This is a genomic window from Sphingobacterium sp. UBA5996, assembly GCF_002429765.1.
GTDB lineage: Bacteria > Bacteroidota > Bacteroidia > Sphingobacteriales > Sphingobacteriaceae > Sphingobacterium.
In genome coordinates this window covers 201,554-220,859 of the sequence record NZ_DJAS01000008.1, presented here as the reverse complement: position 1 = coordinate 220,859, position 19,306 = coordinate 201,554, and the positions used below count along the sequence as shown (strand labels likewise).

Annotated in this window: 13 protein-coding genes; 6 read left to right on the top strand and 7 right to left on the bottom strand. The window is 39.7% G+C overall.

The genetic code is table 11. The annotated features are described in order from the left end of the window. Positions 1 to 15: 15 nt before the first annotated feature. Entirely contained in the window at positions 16 to 2,631 is a 2,616-nt protein-coding gene (gene alaS / locus B3E00_RS06125; protein ID WP_293882421.1) for an alanine--tRNA ligase, read from the bottom strand. Between the two features lie 421 nt (positions 2,632 to 3,052). Between alaS and B3E00_RS06120 the strand changes: the two genes are divergently transcribed. From B3E00_RS06120 to B3E00_RS06100, 5 genes are all read left to right on the top strand, one after another. Continuing rightward, entirely contained in the window at positions 3,053 to 3,901 is an 849-nt protein-coding gene (locus B3E00_RS06120; RefSeq protein WP_209579098.1) for a universal stress protein, read from the top strand. Between the two features lie 12 nt (positions 3,902 to 3,913). Next, complete coding sequence (locus B3E00_RS06115; RefSeq protein ID WP_209579097.1) at positions 3,914 to 4,756, top strand: universal stress protein; 843 nt, start codon at positions 3,914 to 3,916, stop codon at positions 4,754 to 4,756. 90 nt (positions 4,757 to 4,846) lie between these two features. Next, entirely contained in the window at positions 4,847 to 6,196 is a 1,350-nt protein-coding gene (locus B3E00_RS06110) for an OmpA family protein (RefSeq protein ID WP_209579096.1), read from the top strand. A gap of 134 nt (positions 6,197 to 6,330) precedes the next feature. After that, complete coding sequence (locus B3E00_RS06105) at positions 6,331 to 7,656, top strand: OmpA family protein (protein WP_293937672.1); 1,326 nt, start codon at positions 6,331 to 6,333, stop codon at positions 7,654 to 7,656. 181 nt (positions 7,657 to 7,837) lie between these two features. After that, the gene (locus tag B3E00_RS06100) at positions 7,838 to 9,196 is read left to right on the top strand and encodes a S41 family peptidase (protein ID WP_293882429.1); all 1,359 of its coding nucleotides are present in this window, start codon (positions 7,838 to 7,840) and stop codon (positions 9,194 to 9,196) included. A gap of 48 nt (positions 9,197 to 9,244) precedes the next feature. Here the strand turns inward: B3E00_RS06100 and B3E00_RS06095 are convergent, their stop codons facing one another. From B3E00_RS06095 to B3E00_RS06070, 6 genes are all read right to left on the bottom strand, one after another. Then, positions 9,245 to 9,424, bottom strand: coding sequence for a hypothetical protein (locus B3E00_RS06095; RefSeq protein WP_209579093.1), 180 nt, complete (start codon positions 9,422 to 9,424; stop codon positions 9,245 to 9,247). 67 nt (positions 9,425 to 9,491) lie between these two features. Further along, complete coding sequence (locus B3E00_RS06090; protein WP_209579092.1) at positions 9,492 to 10,295, bottom strand: hypothetical protein; 804 nt, start codon at positions 10,293 to 10,295, stop codon at positions 9,492 to 9,494. 55 nt (positions 10,296 to 10,350) lie between these two features. Next, a complete protein-coding gene (locus B3E00_RS06085; protein ID WP_209579091.1) occupies positions 10,351 to 11,706 on the bottom strand; it encodes a hypothetical protein in 1,356 nt (451 codons plus the stop codon). 215 nt (positions 11,707 to 11,921) lie between these two features. Continuing rightward, positions 11,922 to 15,317, bottom strand: coding sequence for a TonB-dependent receptor (locus tag B3E00_RS06080; protein ID WP_209579090.1), 3,396 nt, complete (start codon positions 15,315 to 15,317; stop codon positions 11,922 to 11,924). Between the two features lie 120 nt (positions 15,318 to 15,437). Next, positions 15,438 to 16,400, bottom strand: a complete 963-nt coding sequence (locus B3E00_RS06075) for a FecR family protein (RefSeq protein ID WP_209579089.1) — start codon at positions 16,398 to 16,400, stop codon at positions 15,438 to 15,440. 128 nt (positions 16,401 to 16,528) lie between these two features. Continuing rightward, positions 16,529 to 17,143, bottom strand: coding sequence for an RNA polymerase sigma factor (locus B3E00_RS06070; protein WP_209579088.1), 615 nt, complete (start codon positions 17,141 to 17,143; stop codon positions 16,529 to 16,531). A gap of 263 nt (positions 17,144 to 17,406) precedes the next feature. On the opposite strand from B3E00_RS06070, the gene B3E00_RS06065 reads away from it, so the two are divergent. After that, positions 17,407 to 19,278, top strand: a complete 1,872-nt coding sequence (locus tag B3E00_RS06065) for a DEAD/DEAH box helicase (RefSeq protein ID WP_209579087.1) — start codon at positions 17,407 to 17,409, stop codon at positions 19,276 to 19,278. Positions 19,279 to 19,306 lie beyond the last annotated feature (28 nt).

The window sequence follows — 19,306 nt, the reverse complement described above, 5'->3', positions numbered from 1 at the left end:
TAACTGCTCGTGAGTTTATTTCAAGAAGTCTATTGCGCGCCCAATTGCGACCTTTAATCCCGCAGGATTTTTACCTCCAGCTGTCGCGAAGAATGGCTGACCACCGCCCCCTCCTTGGATATCCTTAGCTAATTCTCGAACAATTGTACTTGCATTTAATCCTTTTTCTTTAGCCAATTCGTCGGATAAAACAACAGTCAAGCTTGGCTTACCATCAAATTCAGCACCTATTACTAAAAACAAGTTAGTGACAGCACCTTTTAAAGCATACGCCAATGTTTTCACAGCTTCAGCATTTGGAAGATCAACAATGGTAGACAAGAAATTAATCGGTCCAACCTGCTGGATCTTTGCTTCTAAATCAGACTTCAAGGCTAACGATTTTTCTGTGATACTTTTCTCGACTTCTTTCTTCAAGGCACCATTCTCATCGATGATTTTACCTAACGCAGACACAAAATCCTTTGGATTATTCATGAGCTCTTTCAGGTGATGAACCAATTCGAAATGTTCACGGATAACCGATGCTGAGCGCGTTCCTGTAATTGCTTCGATACGACGGACACCAGCGGCGACAGCAGATTCGGAAACAATTTTGAAAAACCCGATCTGACCCGTTGCTTTGACATGTGTACCCCCACAGAGTTCTTTGGAATATTGATCTTCAAAAGTAATCACACGCACAAAATCGCCATATTTTTCCCCAAATAGGGCTGTAACACCCGAATTAAGGGCCTGTTGGTACGGAACATTTCGTTCTTCCTTCAAGGGTATATTTTCGCGAATCTTAGCATTGACAATATCCTCTACCAGTTTAATCTCCTCGTCGGTCATTTTCGCAAAATGAGAGATATCAAAACGTAAAGTATCGGCGTTAACCAATGATCCCTTTTGGTTCACGTGATTTCCCAATACCTGTTTCAAAGCTGCATGTAATAAATGGGTTGCTGAGTGATTGTTTTCGGTATCGGTTCTTTTGGTTTTATCAACCTGCGCTATAAATGTACCTTTCAATTCAAGCGGCAATTTGTTTGTAAAGTGAACAAATAGCCCATTTTCCTTTTTAGTATCTGTGATATAGATCTTCTCACCTGTTGATTCCGAAATCAATTCCCCAGAATCGCCCACTTGGCCACCACCCTCAGCGTAAAAGGGGCTAACTGAAAGCACCAATTGGAATTGCTCTTTATTTTTTGCTACAACTTTACGGTATTTAACAACCTCAGTAACGGCAGTTAATGTATCATAGCCGACGAATTCAAACCCTTCATCTTCATTTACTTCAATCCAATCACCTGTATCAATCGCTGTGGCAGCACGAGAACGATCTTTCTGAATTTGAAGTGCTTGGCTGAAACCTTCCATATCGACAGTTAAACCTTTTTCACGTGCTAACAATTCCGTTAAGTCGATCGGGAATCCGTAAGTATCATAGAGTTCGAAAGCAAAATCCCCCTTAATGACAACGTTATTCTCCACATAATTTTCAAATCGCTGTACGCCAGTGGACAAGGTTCTAAGGAACGAAACCTCCTCTTCTAAGATCACTTTCTGTACAAAATCCTGTTGTTGAATCAATTCATCAAATACGCCTGCGAACTGAGACGCCAATACAGGCACAATTTCGTTAATAAAAGGGGTTTTAAAGCCTAAAAATGTATAAGCATAACGTACCGCGCGGCGTAAAATACGGCGAATCACGTAGCCTGCTTTATTGTTGGATGGCAGTTGGCCATCGGCAATTGCAAAACTTACTGCACGGATATGATCGGAAACTACGCGCATGGCAATGTCAGCCTTTTCATCTATACCATATTTTATACCTGATTTTTCAGCGATAAAATCGATAGTAGGTGTAAATACGTCGGTATCATAATTGGAAGTCTTACCCTGTATGCATCGCACCAAACGCTCAAAGCCCATTCCAGTATCAACATGTTTAGCTGGTAGCGACTGAAGCGAGCCATCTTTCAATCGATTAAATTGCATGAATACGAGATTCCAGATCTCAATGACTTGAGGGTGGTCTGCATTCACCAAACTCTGTCCGGAAGTTTGTTCACGCTCTTCTGTGCTGCGCATATCAAAATGGATTTCGGAACAAGGCCCACAAGGTCCTGTCTCCCCCATTTCCCAAAAATTATCTTTCTTGTTCCCAAGGAGAATTCTATCTTCGCTAATCCATTCTTTCCAGAAATTGAAAGCTTCCATATCACGCTCCAAGCCTTCTTTGGCATCTCCTTCAAAAATAGTTACATACAGACGGTCTTTGTCTAACTTATATACAACTGTCAATAGTTCCCAAGCCCAAGCAATCGCTTCTTTCTTAAAGTAATCACCGAAACTCCAGTTTCCTAACATCTCAAACAACGTGTGATGATAGGTGTCAATGCCGACTTCTTCCAGATCATTGTGCTTTCCAGAAACACGTAAACAGCGTTGAGTATCGGCAACGCGAGGAAATTTAATGGGTGCTTCACCCAGAAATAAATCTTTGAATTGATTCATTCCCGCATTGGTAAACATTAAAGTTGGGTCATTTTTTACAACTACTGGTGCTGATGGTACTATTTGATGCCCCTTACTTTTAAAAAAGTCCAAAAAGGCCTGACGAATTTCTCTACTTGTCATTTAATTATCTAAAAATATGTGCAAACTTACTCAAAATTGATAGGTTATGCAATGTGGAATTCCATATATTGACCTTGAAACGACCGTTTTCTCTAAACAACGAAAAGTGCGACTTTGACTTTTCAAACAAAAAATTCAGATGCTAACATTCAGCCAGTTAAGACATACCAATTTTATTGGTGACAGCAATCACAAATTGATATTAAATATAACATTCTAAAAGTGTTATTCGTTATTCATATTTGTGCAAAGCTTCTCAGCTTTCACATGTAAAACGATAAAAACTATTTGACCTGAGGTCATCCACAATTACATTTGTTTTATTACATTTGATAGTAAAATAGGGAATTGGGTATACTTTCAAGCACATTCCCTAGTGCAAAATAAATAAGATTAGATTTTGTAGATTAAATTCCTTCTAATGAAAAAAAACATTCTACTACCGGTAGATTTTTCGGCTCATGCTATCAATGCTGTTAATTATGCGGTGAACCTATCCCTGGAAAAGGGTTATGCGCTCCACCTTTATCACAATTACACCTCTGCTTCTGCGGTGTTCGAGGAAGAAAACAGCCCTAATGACGCAAACTCTCCAATTTTTAAAGCAGATATCCTTATCAAAGATCTGGCAGAATCAATAAAGCTACAACATCCTACACTTCAAATATCGACACAATGCGAGCGAGGTATGATTACAGAAACGCTACCTGAACTTGCTACTCCGGATCAGTTTGATTTTCTAGTTATGGGCACTAAGGGCATCACCAATGAGGACAGTAAGCTTATTGGCAGCACCACGTATGTCATTAGCAAAAAAGCCAAAATACCCGTATTAGCCATTCCAAACGAAGCATATTATACACCTATAGATACTGTCGGCCTACTGTCCAATTTTAAAGAAGAAGAGATCCATACAGTAAAAGACTTTGTCAATATTATCGGTAAAGATTTTGAGTTAAAACTTATGCATGTACACTACGATCACTCATCAGAAAATAGAATCGAGGATAAGCTTGAAGTATGGAAATATAAGATCAAAAAACATATCGGCGTAACCAATATTGCAATAGAAGTTGATTCGATCCAAGGTGATATTGAGGATCTAGATACAGTTCCAGAAGTCATTAACGAGATGATCCATAACGAAAAGATTAAAATTCTATTAGTGACAAGATCGAGAAAATCATTCTTTGAACGTGTCTTTTCGCGTTCGGTCGCAAAAGCATTATTTAGCCATCCGTTAATCCCGATATTTTTCACAAAAGCATAATACCTTATAGCCATGTCTAAACTATTAATACCTGTCGATTATTCCGAAAATGCACGAGTAGCCGCATTTTATGCCGCGCAAGTGGCTGCGATGTCAAATAATGAGATCACACTCTTTCATTCGTTCACATCCCACAGCAATAAATTTGCAAATGCGAAGCATTTAGTAGACCCTACGGAGGTGGAAGCTCATCAGAAAATGGAGAAGCTTGTAGCCGAACTTCTACAAGAATATCCTTCACTTAAAATTTCTACATTATTTGACAACGGCATTTTGGCCGAAACGCTGGAAAAACAAGAGATAAAAGAGACATACCAAACGATTATTATGGGTACAAAAGGAGTCACAGGGCTCGAATCTGTTTTGATCGGAAGTAATACTTATGATGTTATTAAAGAGTCCAAAATACCTGTTTTAGCTGTTCCAAAAAATGCGATAAAGCTAAAAAAAGATACCATTGGGTTGTTAACAAATTTCAAACCTGGCGAACTTGAAGTGCTTAAACAAGCAATTCCATTATATGGAAAAGACTTTCATCTTCAATTGATTCACATCAACAAAAATGAATTAGAAATCAAAGTGTTAGGAAAAAAACTAGAAAACTGGATCGAAGAGATTATTACTGAAACTGGCATTGAAGACATTTCATACATTGTCAAATCCCCAAGTTATTTTGCCGGTTCTCGAGAGAATATTGCTAACGGTATTCATACCATTATCCGGGACGAAGACATTGATGTTATTTTGATTACCAAAAGCAGGAAAACTTTTTTTCAAAACATTTTTACTGAAAATATTGTTAAGCATCTGGCTTTTGAAATTGAAGTGCCAAACTTCTTTGGACGTGTAGAGTAACCAAATAATTTTTGGCAAATTTATTGCAAGAGTGTTCAGTGAGTTAATTTAACAACAGTATTATAGTAGATAATTTTACAAACACGCATTATGAAAATTAGCCTTAAAAAATCAGGATTACTTGTTGCGGCAGGAATTTTATCCACCGCATCCTTTGCGCAAAGCACAAAAGACGCATCAATTGAAGGCACAACACCGTTAGGCTCGGCAACACAATATAGAACGTGGTCGATCGGTGTGGGAGCAGGTGTAACGAGCTTGCAAAATATCGCCAAGTTTAACAACGGTGGTTACGATAAATTGGATTGGAATTTGGGTTATAGTGCTTACATCAAGAAGCAAATCTCCCCTTCCTTTGGATTGAAAGCTACTTATTTTGGTGGAAAAACATCAGGCTACGATAACAGCGATAAACAAACAGGATTTGAAACTAAAACACCTTGGTCTGTAGCGTTGTCGGGCGAGTTTTTAGCAGCAAATACCAACTGGAGATTTTTCAACAGCTTTATTAAACCGTACGCATCCATTGGTGTTGGTGTAATGAACGCCGAGACCGCTGCAATCGCTAACGGGGACAGAGGAGAATATGGTGACTCATATTCTAAGATTTATGTACCAGCAGATTTTGGTTTTAAATTCGCCGTAGCAAAAGGTATCAACTTTGAACTCGGATACCAATTGAATTGGGCGAACCAACGTTTTGACAACAGAATGGGTACCGCTAACCCAGTGGGTCAACAATACAAAAATGACTTATTCACTTATGCTCACGCAGGCCTAGAATTTGCATTGGGTAGTGGTAGCAAACCTGCTTTAAACAATTCTAACCCTGTCGCAACCCTTGTCAATGACTACACGGTTAAATATGATGACTTAAAGGCTCAAAATGATGCGTTGAATGCTAAAAATCAAGCATTACAAGGACAGTTGGATGGTCTTAACAATGATCTGAAAGATGACGACGGCGACGGTGTGGCTAACAAATATGATAAATGCCCAGACACACCTTCAGGTGTTCAAGTGGACGGATCGGGTTGTCCAATTGTTGTTAAAAACGAAACCAAAGTCGTAGAGAAAGTTGTCGTTACAGAAGCAGATAAAAAAGTTGTTGCTGACGCGATCAAAAACTTGGAGTTTGATTTAGGTAAAGCAACTATTCGCTCAAGCTCTTACGCAACATTGAATAGAGTTGCCGCATTATTAATCGAAAAGAATTTCAGCTTAAAGCTCGCTGGTCACACCGATAATACAGGCTCACGCGAATTAAACATGCGTTTGTCTAAAGAACGTGCAGAAGCTGTAAAGGCGTATTTAGTATCGCAAGGCGCAAATGCTTCACGTATTGAGGCCACCGGATATGGTCCTGATCAACCAATTGCAACGAATAAAAATGCAGCTGGCCGTCAACAAAACCGCCGTGTTGAGTTCACCCTTTATTAATAACTAATAAATCAGATAAATAAAAAGGTGNNCACCTTTTTATTTATCTGATTGTCATATTTCAACTACAAGCGTTTAGCAAATTTAATTTTCAAACTATTATTTTTGCAGCGGTTTATACAAACACAAATTATATGAAACTAAAATTACAATTCGTACTCGCGCTCGCATCAGCGGGTTTATTTGCGACTAATGCAAATGCTCAAAATGCGAAAGTATCATCCATTGAAGGAACAACACCATTTGGACCAGCTGCACAATATAGAACATGGTCCATCGGTATTGGTGCCGGGGTGACAAATCAAACGAACATTGCTGGCTTCAACCGTGCAAACTACGAGGATTTAGCGTGGAACTTGGGATATAGTGCCTACATTAAAAAGCAAATTTCTCCTTCTTTTGGCATCAAAGCGAGCTACTTTGGTGGTAAAACTGGTGGAGCGTTTAAAGATGGAACACAATCTTTTGAAGCTAAAACACCTTGGTCAGCGGCCTTGTCGGGAGAATTCCAAGCGGCCAACACCAACTGGAGATTTTTCAACAGTTTCATCAAGCCTTATGCATCGATCGGTGTGGGTGTGATGAATAGCAAAACTACCTTAACAACTGGATCAACTTCTCAGGAAGCGGATGGCATTTCTAAAATTTACGTACCATTGGATATGGGATTTAAATTTGCTGTCGCTAAAGGTATTAACTTCGAGCTAGGTTATCAATTAAACTGGGTTAACCAAAACTTTGATGGCATTCAAGGCGGTCAATATAAAAATGACTTGTTTACTTACATCCATGGTGGTTTAGAATTTGCATTGGGTAGTGGTAGCAAACCTGCTTTAAACAATTCAAATCCTGTCGCGACATTAGTCAACGACTACACCATGAAGTATGATGACCTTAAAGCACAAAATGATGCTTTAAAGGCTAAGAACCAAGCGCTACAAAATCAATTGGATGGTTTGAACAGTGACTTGAAGGATGATGATGGTGACGGTGTTGCCAACAAATATGACAAATGCCCGGGTACTCCTTCAGGTGTACAAGTAGATGGTTCTGGATGTCCAATTGTGGTGAAAAACGAAACTAGAGTTGTAGAAAAGGTTGTTGTGACAGAAGCTGACCGAAAAGTAGTTGCTGATGCCATTAAGAACTTGGAATTCGATTTGGGAAAATCGACAATACGCCCTACTTCATACGCTACATTGAATAAAGTTGCAGAACTGTTAATCGAGAAAAACTTCAGTCTAAAACTAGCTGGACACACCGATAATACAGGTTCCCGTGAATTGAACATGCGTCTATCAAAAGAACGAGCTGAATCGGTGAAAGCATATCTTGTATCACAAGGCGCTAATGCATCTCGCATTGAAGCTACAGGCTACGGTCCTGACCAACCTATCGCATCCAATAAAACTGCTGATGGTCGTCAACAAAACCGCCGCGTAGAGTTTACACTTTATTAATCGGTATTCTTCGATATATAGCCCAAAGGCATCCCTCTCCAGGGATGCCTTTTTTTATGGCATTAACGGACTAAACCTGAAATCTCCCTCGTGTTCATAACAAATAAACATCTGAACAACAAAAAGATAACACCAACAATACATACATTATATGTATTTTTATGAAGCTAAGTCTTAAAAAATGCGTAAACCAACCGTTTTTGTTTTAACCCTTTTTTCACTACTTCTTTCCGCCTGTGAAAAGGATCCATCGCTGAACGATCCGGGGTCAAATGCAACGATCAATCAATGGACGTTAAAGCAGATGCAACAATACTATTATTGGAACGATAAAATCGGGAAAACAAATGATCATCAGCAAGCTCCCGATCTATTTTTTAAAAATCTCCTATTTCAAGAAGACCATTACTCCCGCATATTACAGACACTTAACAGCGACACCTATGGCAATACCTTGACAAACACCTTTGGATTCGATATGGTACAAGTCCAAACCACTGATCAAACCATCCAACTGGTTACTCAAGTTGTTCCGTTTAGCGAAGGATATTTAATGGGTCTCCAGCGAGGCGACAGCATAAGCCATATCAACAATGAGCGCATAAACCAAGGCAATATGCAATTACTGCTAGACAAATCCTTACCGTTACCAACGATGCAATTAAAGCGGAACGATGGTAAACTATTCAATCTGCCCTCTTCCTATATTTCGCAACCGGTCCTCTATGCAGCTAAACTTATCTCCACCTCCCCCACTGTAGGTTATATCTTTTTAAGCCAATTTGACTTTAGTGGCGCTTATTCACTATTGGAAGTTGTCCAACATTTCAAGTCACAACAGGTCCAGGAGCTGGTTGTCGATTTACGTTACAACCCAGGCGGACAAGTTGCTTTTGCTGCATTTTGTGCACTTTTATTAGCAGATATCAAAGAAAATGACATTTTTGCCAGATACCAAGGTAACAGAAACATCAAAAATAGAGAAGACAGCTTCGCAGCAGCACTGCAAGGTCAGCCTGATGGCTATTCATTTTCAGCGAAAGACATTTTAAAACAAGGTTTACATTTAAAAAGAATTTATATGCTTACAGGGCCAAACACGGCATCTGCGTCTGAAATGTTAATGAATGGATTAGCTCCGTATGTGGAGGTTGTTCAGGTTGGCAATAAAACCTATGGAAAAGATATGGCATCGACCACACTAACTACACCCCAGGAAATTCATGGCGCTGAACGTGCCTGGCATTTGATCCCAATGATTTATAAAATATATAATAAAGCAGGACAAGGAAATTACAGTAATGGAATTTCTCCGCAGAAAGTAACGGATGAGTTTGCCTTTTTACCTTTGGTGCCGATAGGTGATTCCAGAGATCCATTGATTCGGGAAGCACTACGAACAATCAGCAATAAGACTACAGGAGCCAAGGGTTTTGCCAATGCAACAGAAAAAATGAATATTTTAACTCCAAAATATATGGGCAGTAGTTATCAGACAATACCTATTGACGTGAGTGCACAGGACAAGACCGGACAATAGTTTTATCAGTGTGCGCAGGAATTCAATGAGGTAATGACCATACGTAGATCAGCTCCAGTCTGCCCATTTTTGGCTAACTTGCGAAGAGGAAGAGAGTTCATTAAGATTGGTAAATTCCCGACGCAATTTGTAAAGGACTTCCGAATCTACAACCTGCTTCAGATCTCCCTGGATTTCCAAGGAGATCGCCAATAGTTTTCGATGTTTTAAATCGCTGATGCCTCTCATGATGAATTTATGCTAATTGATTTACCTATAACCTCATTATTGACTTCGCTGTATTTCTTCAAATCTCCTATTTTCTTAACCAGATATTCTCCAAGCTATAGCCTATACCGCCAATTTCAGAAACTGCATCAACATCTAAGTAAGCATCGGATTCTTTTTGAGGAAGATATACAATACCTACATCTACCGAAAAATTAAAGAACAAATAGACATTTTGCCCATCCACAAGGATTGGCTTTAAATCGCTATCCAAAACCTGCGCCTTTGCTACAAAAAGGGGATCAATTGGTATCTTGATAAATTCTTCGGTGATTTTATCCGATATCAACCCAGTAGTCAGGATCGGAGTTTCGTCATATTTGACCAAATCCATTCCCCAACTTTCATCATAAACAGGTTTACCTTGATAAACCGCCAATCGAATCGGCTCGCCTTTTGGTGAAATCGTCCTGTTATAATTCAATATCTTTACCTGTATCACACCCGGAATCGGCTTTACATCATCACCTAAAGGGTTCGGTCCAACAACCAAGGAAGGATCAATGGGACTTTTACTATGAACACCAAAGGTATTTAATCCTGATTTGAGGGGCAGTCGTTGCGCTAAGACCACCTGATCCTTGTTATTAAATGCAACGACCAATGAAGAATCGGCATCTTTATTTCGTATAAAAATAAAATTAGCATCGCTTGGATTAGCAACTTTTCCATCTACCGTTACTCTTTTTACATCCACAGACGCAGAACTATAGGATCTAAAAGCAATGCGTGCGATTTCATCCTGCATTTGAACCATCTCGCCTTTTTGACAGGAGGATAACATACACCCGATCCAAAGGGCGCCAAAATATAGAAATATATTTTTTATCATATAGAAGCAACTTAAAAAAGTGAGCCATAAAAATGGCTCACTCAACAAATAAATATTAATAATTTTTTGGATTAAATTGAGTCCAAGTAGCTGTCCAAGGAGCAGTTGTCGGATGGAAAGCACCTTTATAAGTCGTCGTGCCGTCACCATATGCTGGCGAAGTCGACAGCGGCCTTAAGGAAGCCGGGTTAAATAAAGTTGTTGTAGGATAAAAGATATTTCCAGCACCCGCCAGTTTCAAATACGTTGTTGCATCGGTTGAAACATTTGTTTGGTTTCCTGTAGGAGTACCGCCACTAAAAGCTGCAGTATAAGCGTGTACAACGTTACCCGTAAACGTACCTGTTGCACCACCCTCGAATGCAGCACCTGTTGAATAACCGGCGATAATTGAGTTTTGGATATCGTATTCTGACGCTCTTCTCCAACGGTTACCAAATTTCAGTTTTGTATTCGCCACAGTCGCATCCTTAATACCTAAGAAAGTAAAGTTTTTCAATACTGGGCGAGTTTTAGGAGTAGCAGAATATGGTGCTGTTCCCTCGTTATCAGACTCCAGACCATTTGAATCCGAGCTACCACTAGAGGTGCTATTCGTCGAATTAGGATCTTTTAATGACAACGCATATTGAATTGTTCCTGTGTAGCCATGATCAAAATCAAAATCGTCATCGTCATTTGATAATGCAACTAAGTATTTCGCATTAACAGTACCCCCAAAAAACTCGAACGCATCATCTTTACCCCAAGATACCTGAATATTTTCCAAGGTAGTCCCAGTACCGACACCGCCCAATGTTAGTCCGTTAATCTCGTTATCAGCAGTTAAGTTATAACCAGCAAATTCAATGCGTACATATTTCAATGAACCTGAATTATCTGCAGCATTGGTACCACCATAAGTAACGTCTACACCCACAGGTTGAGGAATCCCTTCGATTCTCCTTGTGGCAGCTTGATTGGTCGTTGCGCTACCCAACAATACGACCCCTCCGAAATCACCAGGGTTACGAGATCCTGCCGCATTTGGAGAAGTGAATACGATTGGTGCGGAAGCAGTACCGTTAGCGATTAATTTCGCTGTTTTAGGCACAACCAAAACACCTTTGATATTTTGTGTTATTCCGGTGATTTGGTCATCGTAAGCTTTAGTTAAACCAGAAGTAATGTAAGTCCCCGCTTGAATCGTCAATGTCGCACCCGGTCTTACGAAAGCAACTCCATCAATTTTCCATACGGTATCCGCAGATAGCGTAGTCTTCGTAATAATACCGGCAGCATCTGTTGGGATCGTTGCCTGAGGTTTGTTTGGCAAACCAGCATTCAAATCTGAATTAGGTCCTACATTGTCTTTGTTACAAGAAGCCAATGCGATTGCGCATACGCTTGCTACTGTTAAGATTTTTTTCATTTTGTGTTAAATAATCACTAGTTTTGCCATCACAAGATCATTTTTTAGACTATGCTTCCCTATGGGATAGCATTTCATAAGGTTGCATAGTTGTTTTCAATCACCCGTTTTCTGTATTTTTCTGTCTTATTTCCCTGTTGTGCGGCGTGGACAAACGCGGAACTTATGTACATTATTGAGGAGTGATATGAAACTGCCTCGCGCAGGTATTTTATTTAAAAATTATAAGTAACTGAAAGATTAAATCTTCTTCCATCCTTTTTACGATAGGTTATTATATCCCCATCCGCTTTATTATATTTATTATCTCCCTTTACTTTTGTGGTGACATAGTCACCTGTCTGAGGATCATTGGCAGTCGTAAACCCTTCAGTGTTTTCATAATAGCGTGTCCAATCATCAAGCAGATTAGCTAAATTAAGTTTGACTTCCATTTTTTTATTTAAAAAACGTGCATAAAATTGTGCATCCAACTGCTTTGGAGCCAATTCATATTCAACTGCTGAGAGGTTAAAATTCCCGATATTTGTCCGGTACCCCCTATGGTTATAACTTGTCGTAATTCCGAAATTATCGCCCCAATAACCAACCCCGAGATTTAACAGCCATGGCGATTGTCCCATCAAAGGTCTATCTTGACCCGGATAACGCGACTGGCGACGTTTAGGTCCATCGGGGGTGGCGCCATCAATAGTTTCCCAATGGGATAACACATTGACTTTTGATTTCAGAAGCGTGCCATTAGCTGATATAAATAGATCTTTTAGCCATTCTTCATCGCCTATAAAGGCAAAGTTTTTTCGAATTTCTAATTCTAATCCTAAATTCCTTGCAGATTCCATATTTGCAAAAGTATAATTCCGCTTATCGTCTCCTCGATGTACTAGCTCTATCGGTTTGTCTAAATACTTATAATAGCCCGTGAGGGATATTATTTCACCGGAAGACGGATACCATTCAAAACGCATATCCAGATTATCAATCACAGTACTCTGCACTTGTTCTCCCGACACATAACCATCTAATTCAAAATCATACATCGCAAACATACCTACCTCTCTAAAATCCGGACGAATTACCGTACGCGCATAACTTCCTCGAATATTGAATGTATTGGTTAAACTGAATGTGGCATTAATAGATGGTAAAAACCGCCAGTTATTTTCTTTTACACCAAGTTCATAGGCTTCAGCACCATTTGTATCTCCCTTTTGATACTTTCTTTTATATAGTTCTTCCTGTCTACTATTAAGATCAAAATATTCAGCCCTTACGCCATACACCAATCGCAATTTTTGCCATAGCCTTTGATCAGCCATTAAAAAAAGTGCATGGGAACTCATTTCTCCATTATAATATCTACCGCCAAGACCTTCTGCATAATAATATGCCTGTCCATCTCCATTTCCGATATTTTCATTTGAAAATAATCTATCATAACTCGACTCAATTGGAGGGGCAGGTATGCTAACATTGCCAACCAAGGTCGATCGTGTCATAGGTAAAAATTTAAACAAATCCAACGCTCTTTTTTTGGTCCAAGCCTGGTAACCTAATTTTACAAGAGTTGATACTCCTGTCCCCCGTTGAAATTTCCGAGAAAATGCAGCGCTCCAATTATAATCGGTTTCATCTATACTAGTCCACATTCGCCAATCAGTTACCGCCCCTTTATTAGAAAATCCAGCAGTTGTCAATAAATTAGGTGTTTGAAAATAAGGTTGATCGTCTATCGTGGTGGTTATCCTATAGGAGAGCTTTCGTTCATCTAATATTTGCTGTTTAATCTTATTGATGGTAAACATTCCCTCCGCTTTTACCTGCCAGGGCAGCTGATATTCTCCGATCAACTGATGCTGCTGCAACGACATCGCCTCAGGTAATTGATACGTCAGCCTATTTGCTTTTGGATCAGGGTCAGTGTATACTTTTCGAATACTTTCATTGTAATTATTAGCGTATGTACGTGCATATATATTTCGTAAAGAAACTTTAAATCCATCCGCTTGATACCCCATATTTGCAACCAATCCAGCGTTACTGTTAAAGCGATAAGAGGTGCCGGCACCATTGTCTCCGATACCAGTACTATCTATATAGTGCGCTCCAATTAATGCAGACCCCCTCGTATTATTGAAAGCAACAATATTCTGCTCGTTTCTAAAGTTTACCGAAGCTGCAAAGCCGAATCGATTTCCGTTATTTAACTGATACAAGCGACCAAGCGACAAACGCATATTCTGATTAGGGTAAGCTTTATATTTATATTGCTTCATGGCATCACTGTTAAAGCGTTTGGACTGTGCGATAGCGTCCAAATCGTTGTACTTCACAGCATCGCCAAATTCAGTTGGATTTAAAGGGGTATTATTTAATTCCTCGTCTGTCAAAATATAACCTGGGGGCGCATCTAATAGTAAAGACCTACTGTTCCATTGCCAGGTTCTTATTCCATCGGGCATTTTTGAAGATTTGTCAAAGAAACCGAAATATTCACTTGTATGTCGCTCTCCAAGTCGGTAAAAATCTTTCCCCAAAGTTTGACTATTACTTCCTGATCCAATTTGTATTGTTGTAAAATTCTCTTCAGGAATATCAATCGTATTCACCGAAACCTGTCCGCCGGAAAATTCAGCGGATACATCCGGGGTTGCCGTTTTATTGACCACCACCGAGCTCACCATCTCCGTCGGTATAATATCAAAAGAAAAATCACGTCTATTCTGCGAAGTACTCGGAATCACCACACCGTCCAACATGGCCTGATTGTAGCGGTCGGACATCCCCCGCACAATGACGTTCCGGTTATTGACGGTGGTCAATCCGGTAACACGTTTTAAAACCTGCCCCATATCATTGTCCGGTGTCCGGGCAATCTGTTCGGCGGATATTCCGTCCGTCACCGACGCTGCATTTTTTTGCGCCGCGTACAATCCGGCTACGGAAGCTTTTTTAAACGAGACACTGACAATAGCCGTTTCTAGCGCATTTACCTGCGTCTTCATGGCAATGTTTAACCCCGTCCGTTGTCCGCCCTGTATTTTAACCCCCTCAACACGTTGAGTCTGGTAAGACAGGTAGCTGACTTCCAACATGTAGGTTCCTGGTGCAGCATTTAAAAGATAGCTCCCATCGATACCGCTCTGGGTTGATTTATTGGCCCCGATCAGTTTGATGCTGGCATTGGCCAAAGGCTGACCGCGATCATCAATAACTTTACCTGAAATATACCCATTCTGCTGTACTGGTTTTTCGATCAATGTAATATAGACACCGTTGTCATGAGCCATCAGGTCAGTCTCCCTGAGCAGATAACGCATGACATCGCGGACACTATTACTTTTAAAGATTTTGGCATTTACCTTTTTCTTTGCCAGATTATATTTCGCTGCATCGAAAGCGATATGTATATTTTGGGATTCCAAACGTTCGAAAGCCGCCGGAATAGTGGATTCACTAAAAGAAACTGTAATCTTTTTATTGAGTAACTGGCCGTATGCACCCGAAGCTAAAAGCATTTCGGCAGACACGATCGAAAGAAGTAAACCTACCAACGATGTCCTTATCATAAACTTAATATCGTTTTGCGTAACGTATTGCTTAAATTTCATAATTTTGTATGCGTATATAATATCTCTATAAGTTGTTGTATATGTTATTTATACCATCGCTAAATGGTGTATCATGTAGAGTTGACGATGGCCGTCGTCAGCTCTTTTTTTATCCCCAAACTAGTAAATATGCACTATCCTGCCCTCCTTCCTGGATTTGTTGTAATGAATTGCTTTGATACTTTCTAGGGTTGACGTCCAGGACAGCTGCTTTGATATAGGCATGCTATACCGTTGTTGGGCAATGCGCTGGTCGTCGGTTTTAATATCCACATCATAGATATTTTTGACCGCCAGTGCCAATTCTGCAAAACTGCTTTGCTTAAGATAAACTCTCCCCTCCATCCAGCTATTACGTGTCGTCAGATCAAAAGTCTCCTGATTACTATTGTGGTTATTTTTGGTATAACGGATCTGTTCGCCACGGGTCAGCACACCCAGCGGATTATTATTGGCAATGACCTGCACTTTACCTGTAAATACAGACACCGATATATCATCCAGTTCCGCATAGTTTTTCACGGTAAAAGAGGTCCCCAGCACCTTGGTCTGTATTTGTCGGGCATTCACAATAAAAGCTTTTGTGGAATCTTTCTTGACCTCAAAATAAGCCTCTCCAGCTAGAAGTTCGACAACGCGATCCTTCCTGTCGTAGGAGACCGTATCCAATTTAATTTTGGAATACGCATTCATCACAACAATAGATCCATCAACTAAAAGCACCCGTTTACGCTGTGACGCACCGGTTTCAAAAATTCTGTACCCCGGCTTTAAATTCAATTCGTTTCGGGAGAAATTCAGATCTTGCTGCTTTTTCCAAAATAAAACACCAAAACACAACAGCATGCTAGCGGCAACTGCTCCGCTCCAATAGCTTAGCTTCCGAATGACTGATTTCTTAGGCTTAGTCTGTATAATACATTGCTCTATTCGATTCCACAACCGATCCTCATCAACCTCTCCTTCAGGGATTTCCTGTCGATCGAGCGTATCATACCAGTGATCAATCAAGGACCTTTCGGCCTTATCGGCTTTATTCTGCTGGTATTTATAGATTAAGGATTCAAAAATTCTTCTTTTCACTTTTTTTACTTGCTGTTTATATACAAGTCTTCAAAAATGTCAGAACGTACTTCAATAAATGGTTAATGTTTTATAAAAGAATTGTTAAGTCGATTTTTAGTCCACAATCACTTACAAACAACTGCTATTTACCTGGAAATTTCGTCCAAAACAAAAATTAGCAAGAGAGTAAAACTACCATTTTGAACGTTTTGATAATCAACTATCGCTTTTCTAAGTCTTTTGGATGCTTCGGTAAGGTTATTTTTCACAGTTTGCTCCGAAAGTCCCACGCGTAAAGCGATCTCACGAATTGATAAATGCTCCCACTTTAGCAAAAGTACCTGCCGCATATTATGCGGCATAATTTCCAATTCATCTTCCAGCATCTTTTCTAGTAGGAGGTAAGTTTCAAGTTCTTCGGGATGATGCTGTACATAATCAAAAATATGTTTGCTCCAATGATCCAGTAGGCTATCTTTTGCTTTATTGGAATTGAAAAAATCTATAATTTTATATTTGAGCATTCCCTTGAGATAAGCAGGAAGGTTCATCTGGATATCGATCGTATGACGCTTTTCCCAAAATTGAACAAACAGTTCTTGAAGAATATCTTCCACATCCTGGGAATCGCGAATACGCCGGGCAGCGTGCTGGTAAAGATCTTTCCAACAATATTGATATAACGCAGCGTACGCAGTAGTATCATCCCGTTCTTTAATAGCCCTTAGCCACTGCTGATATATAATTGGTATTTGATCCATACTAACATCAAAAATAAGGTTGGGATATTAAGTTTTTATTAATAAATGAATAAAGAACGCACAAAAAAAAAGCAAAATAGTTTACCATGAAAACAATACTTTTCAACCCTTAATTATCTCTATCCCGTTGGTCAAATTTCACACGTTGATTTGAGATTTTTCAATCTCATTAAAAATCAATTATTTAAATTATTTGTTTATTCCGATTTTATTCTTATCTTTGCAACGCCTTAGGCAATAGTGCCTATTGTATATAATATTTCATGAACCCATTTTTAGAACTGGGAATCCGTGAGGAAGTTGTTAATGCCATCTCAGAATTAGGTTTCGAAAAACCTTCTGAAATTCAGGAAAAAGCCATTCCTGTTTTATTGACTGGTAACGACGATTTTGTCGGATTAGCCCAAACTGGCACAGGAAAGACCGCGGCATTTGGTCTTCCATTATTAGAGCAATTAGACTTTTCTCAAAAACACCCACAGGCATTAATCCTTTGCCCTACTCGGGAATTATGTTTACAAATCTCAAAAGATTTAGAAAAATTTGCTAAATACGTTAACAACGTACATGTTGTTGCTGTATATGGAGGTGCAAATATCTCAGACCAGCTACGTCAAATTAGACGTGGAGTGCAAATTGTAGTAGCGACCCCAGGTCGTATGTTGGATATCATTGGCAGAAATGCGATTGATTTCTCAAATGTAAAGTATGTTGTATTAGATGAAGCGGACGAGATGCTCAATATGGGCTTCAAAGAAGACATCAACAACATTTTGTCAGAAACCCCTGACGAGAAAAAAACTTGGTTATTTTCGGCAACGATGCCTTCTGAAGTGCGTCGTATTGCAAAGAATTATATGACCGATCCTGTTGAGCTTACTGTAGGTACAAAAAATACGGGTAATGCCAACATTGAACACCATTACTATTTGATCAAAGCAAAAGATAAATATGCGGCGTTCAAACGTATTGTAGATTCAAATCCTGATATCTTTGGTATCGTATTTTGTCGTACAAAAATCGAGACGCAAGACATTGCTGAAGCGTTGATTAAAGATGGTTACAATGCAGACTCGCTGCATGGTGACTTATCTCAACAACAACGTGACAAGGTAATGAAACGTTACCGTGACCGTAGCTTACAACTCTTGATTGCAACAGATGTAGCTGCCCGTGGTATTGATGTTAGTGACGTAACGCACGTAATCAACTTCTCGTTACCGGATGAAACAGAAAACTATACACACCGCTCGGGCCGTACCGCCCGTGCAGGTAAAACTGGTATTTCTCTTTCGTTAGTTAATGTGAAAGAATTGAGTAAAATCCGTCATCTTGAAAAGATCATTGGTAAGCCTTTTGAGAAAAAGCAAGTCCCTCAAGGTGCTGAAGTTTGCGAAAAACAATTATTTTCGATCGTTAAAAAGATTGAAAATGTTGAAGTGAACGATGAACAAATTAGCCCATTCTTGCCAGCAATTATGGAAAATTTGGAATCTCTTTCCAAAGAAGATATCATCAAAAGATTTGCTTCTCTTGAATTCAACCGTTTCTTGGATTATTACAAAAACGCACCAGATTTAAATATCGAAGCGCGTGACGGTTCTCGTGAAGACCGCGGTGATAGACGTGATGGTCGTTCTCGTGAAGGTTCAAAAGGTTACACGCGTTTATTTATGAACTTAGGCTCAGTAGATGAATTCTCTCGTGGAGACATGTTGGGCTTTATCTGTAACAATGCGAACATTTCAGGAAAATCTATTGGTAAAATTGATTTAAAGGGTGTATTTACATTCTTTGAAGTTCAAGATGCTGAAGTTGAGAAAGTATTCCAAGGATTCCAGAACGTAGATTACAACGGTCGTCAAGTACGCATCGAAGTATCTGGTGAAGGAAAAAGTGAAGGCCGTAGCGACCGTGGCGGAAGAAGCCGTGGTGGTGAACGTGGCGGAAGACGTGAAGGTGGATATCGTGGCGGTGATCGCGGTGGAAGACGTGAAGGTGGATATGGTGGCGGCGAGCGCAGCGGAAGACGTGAAGGCGGATTCAGCGGCGAGAGACGTGAGCGTAGCAGCAACAATGGCGGTGGCTTCCGTGATTTCTCTGGAAAACGTAAAGAATCAAAAAGTAAATACTAAGTAAACAGTATTTAAAATAGAGTTTAAA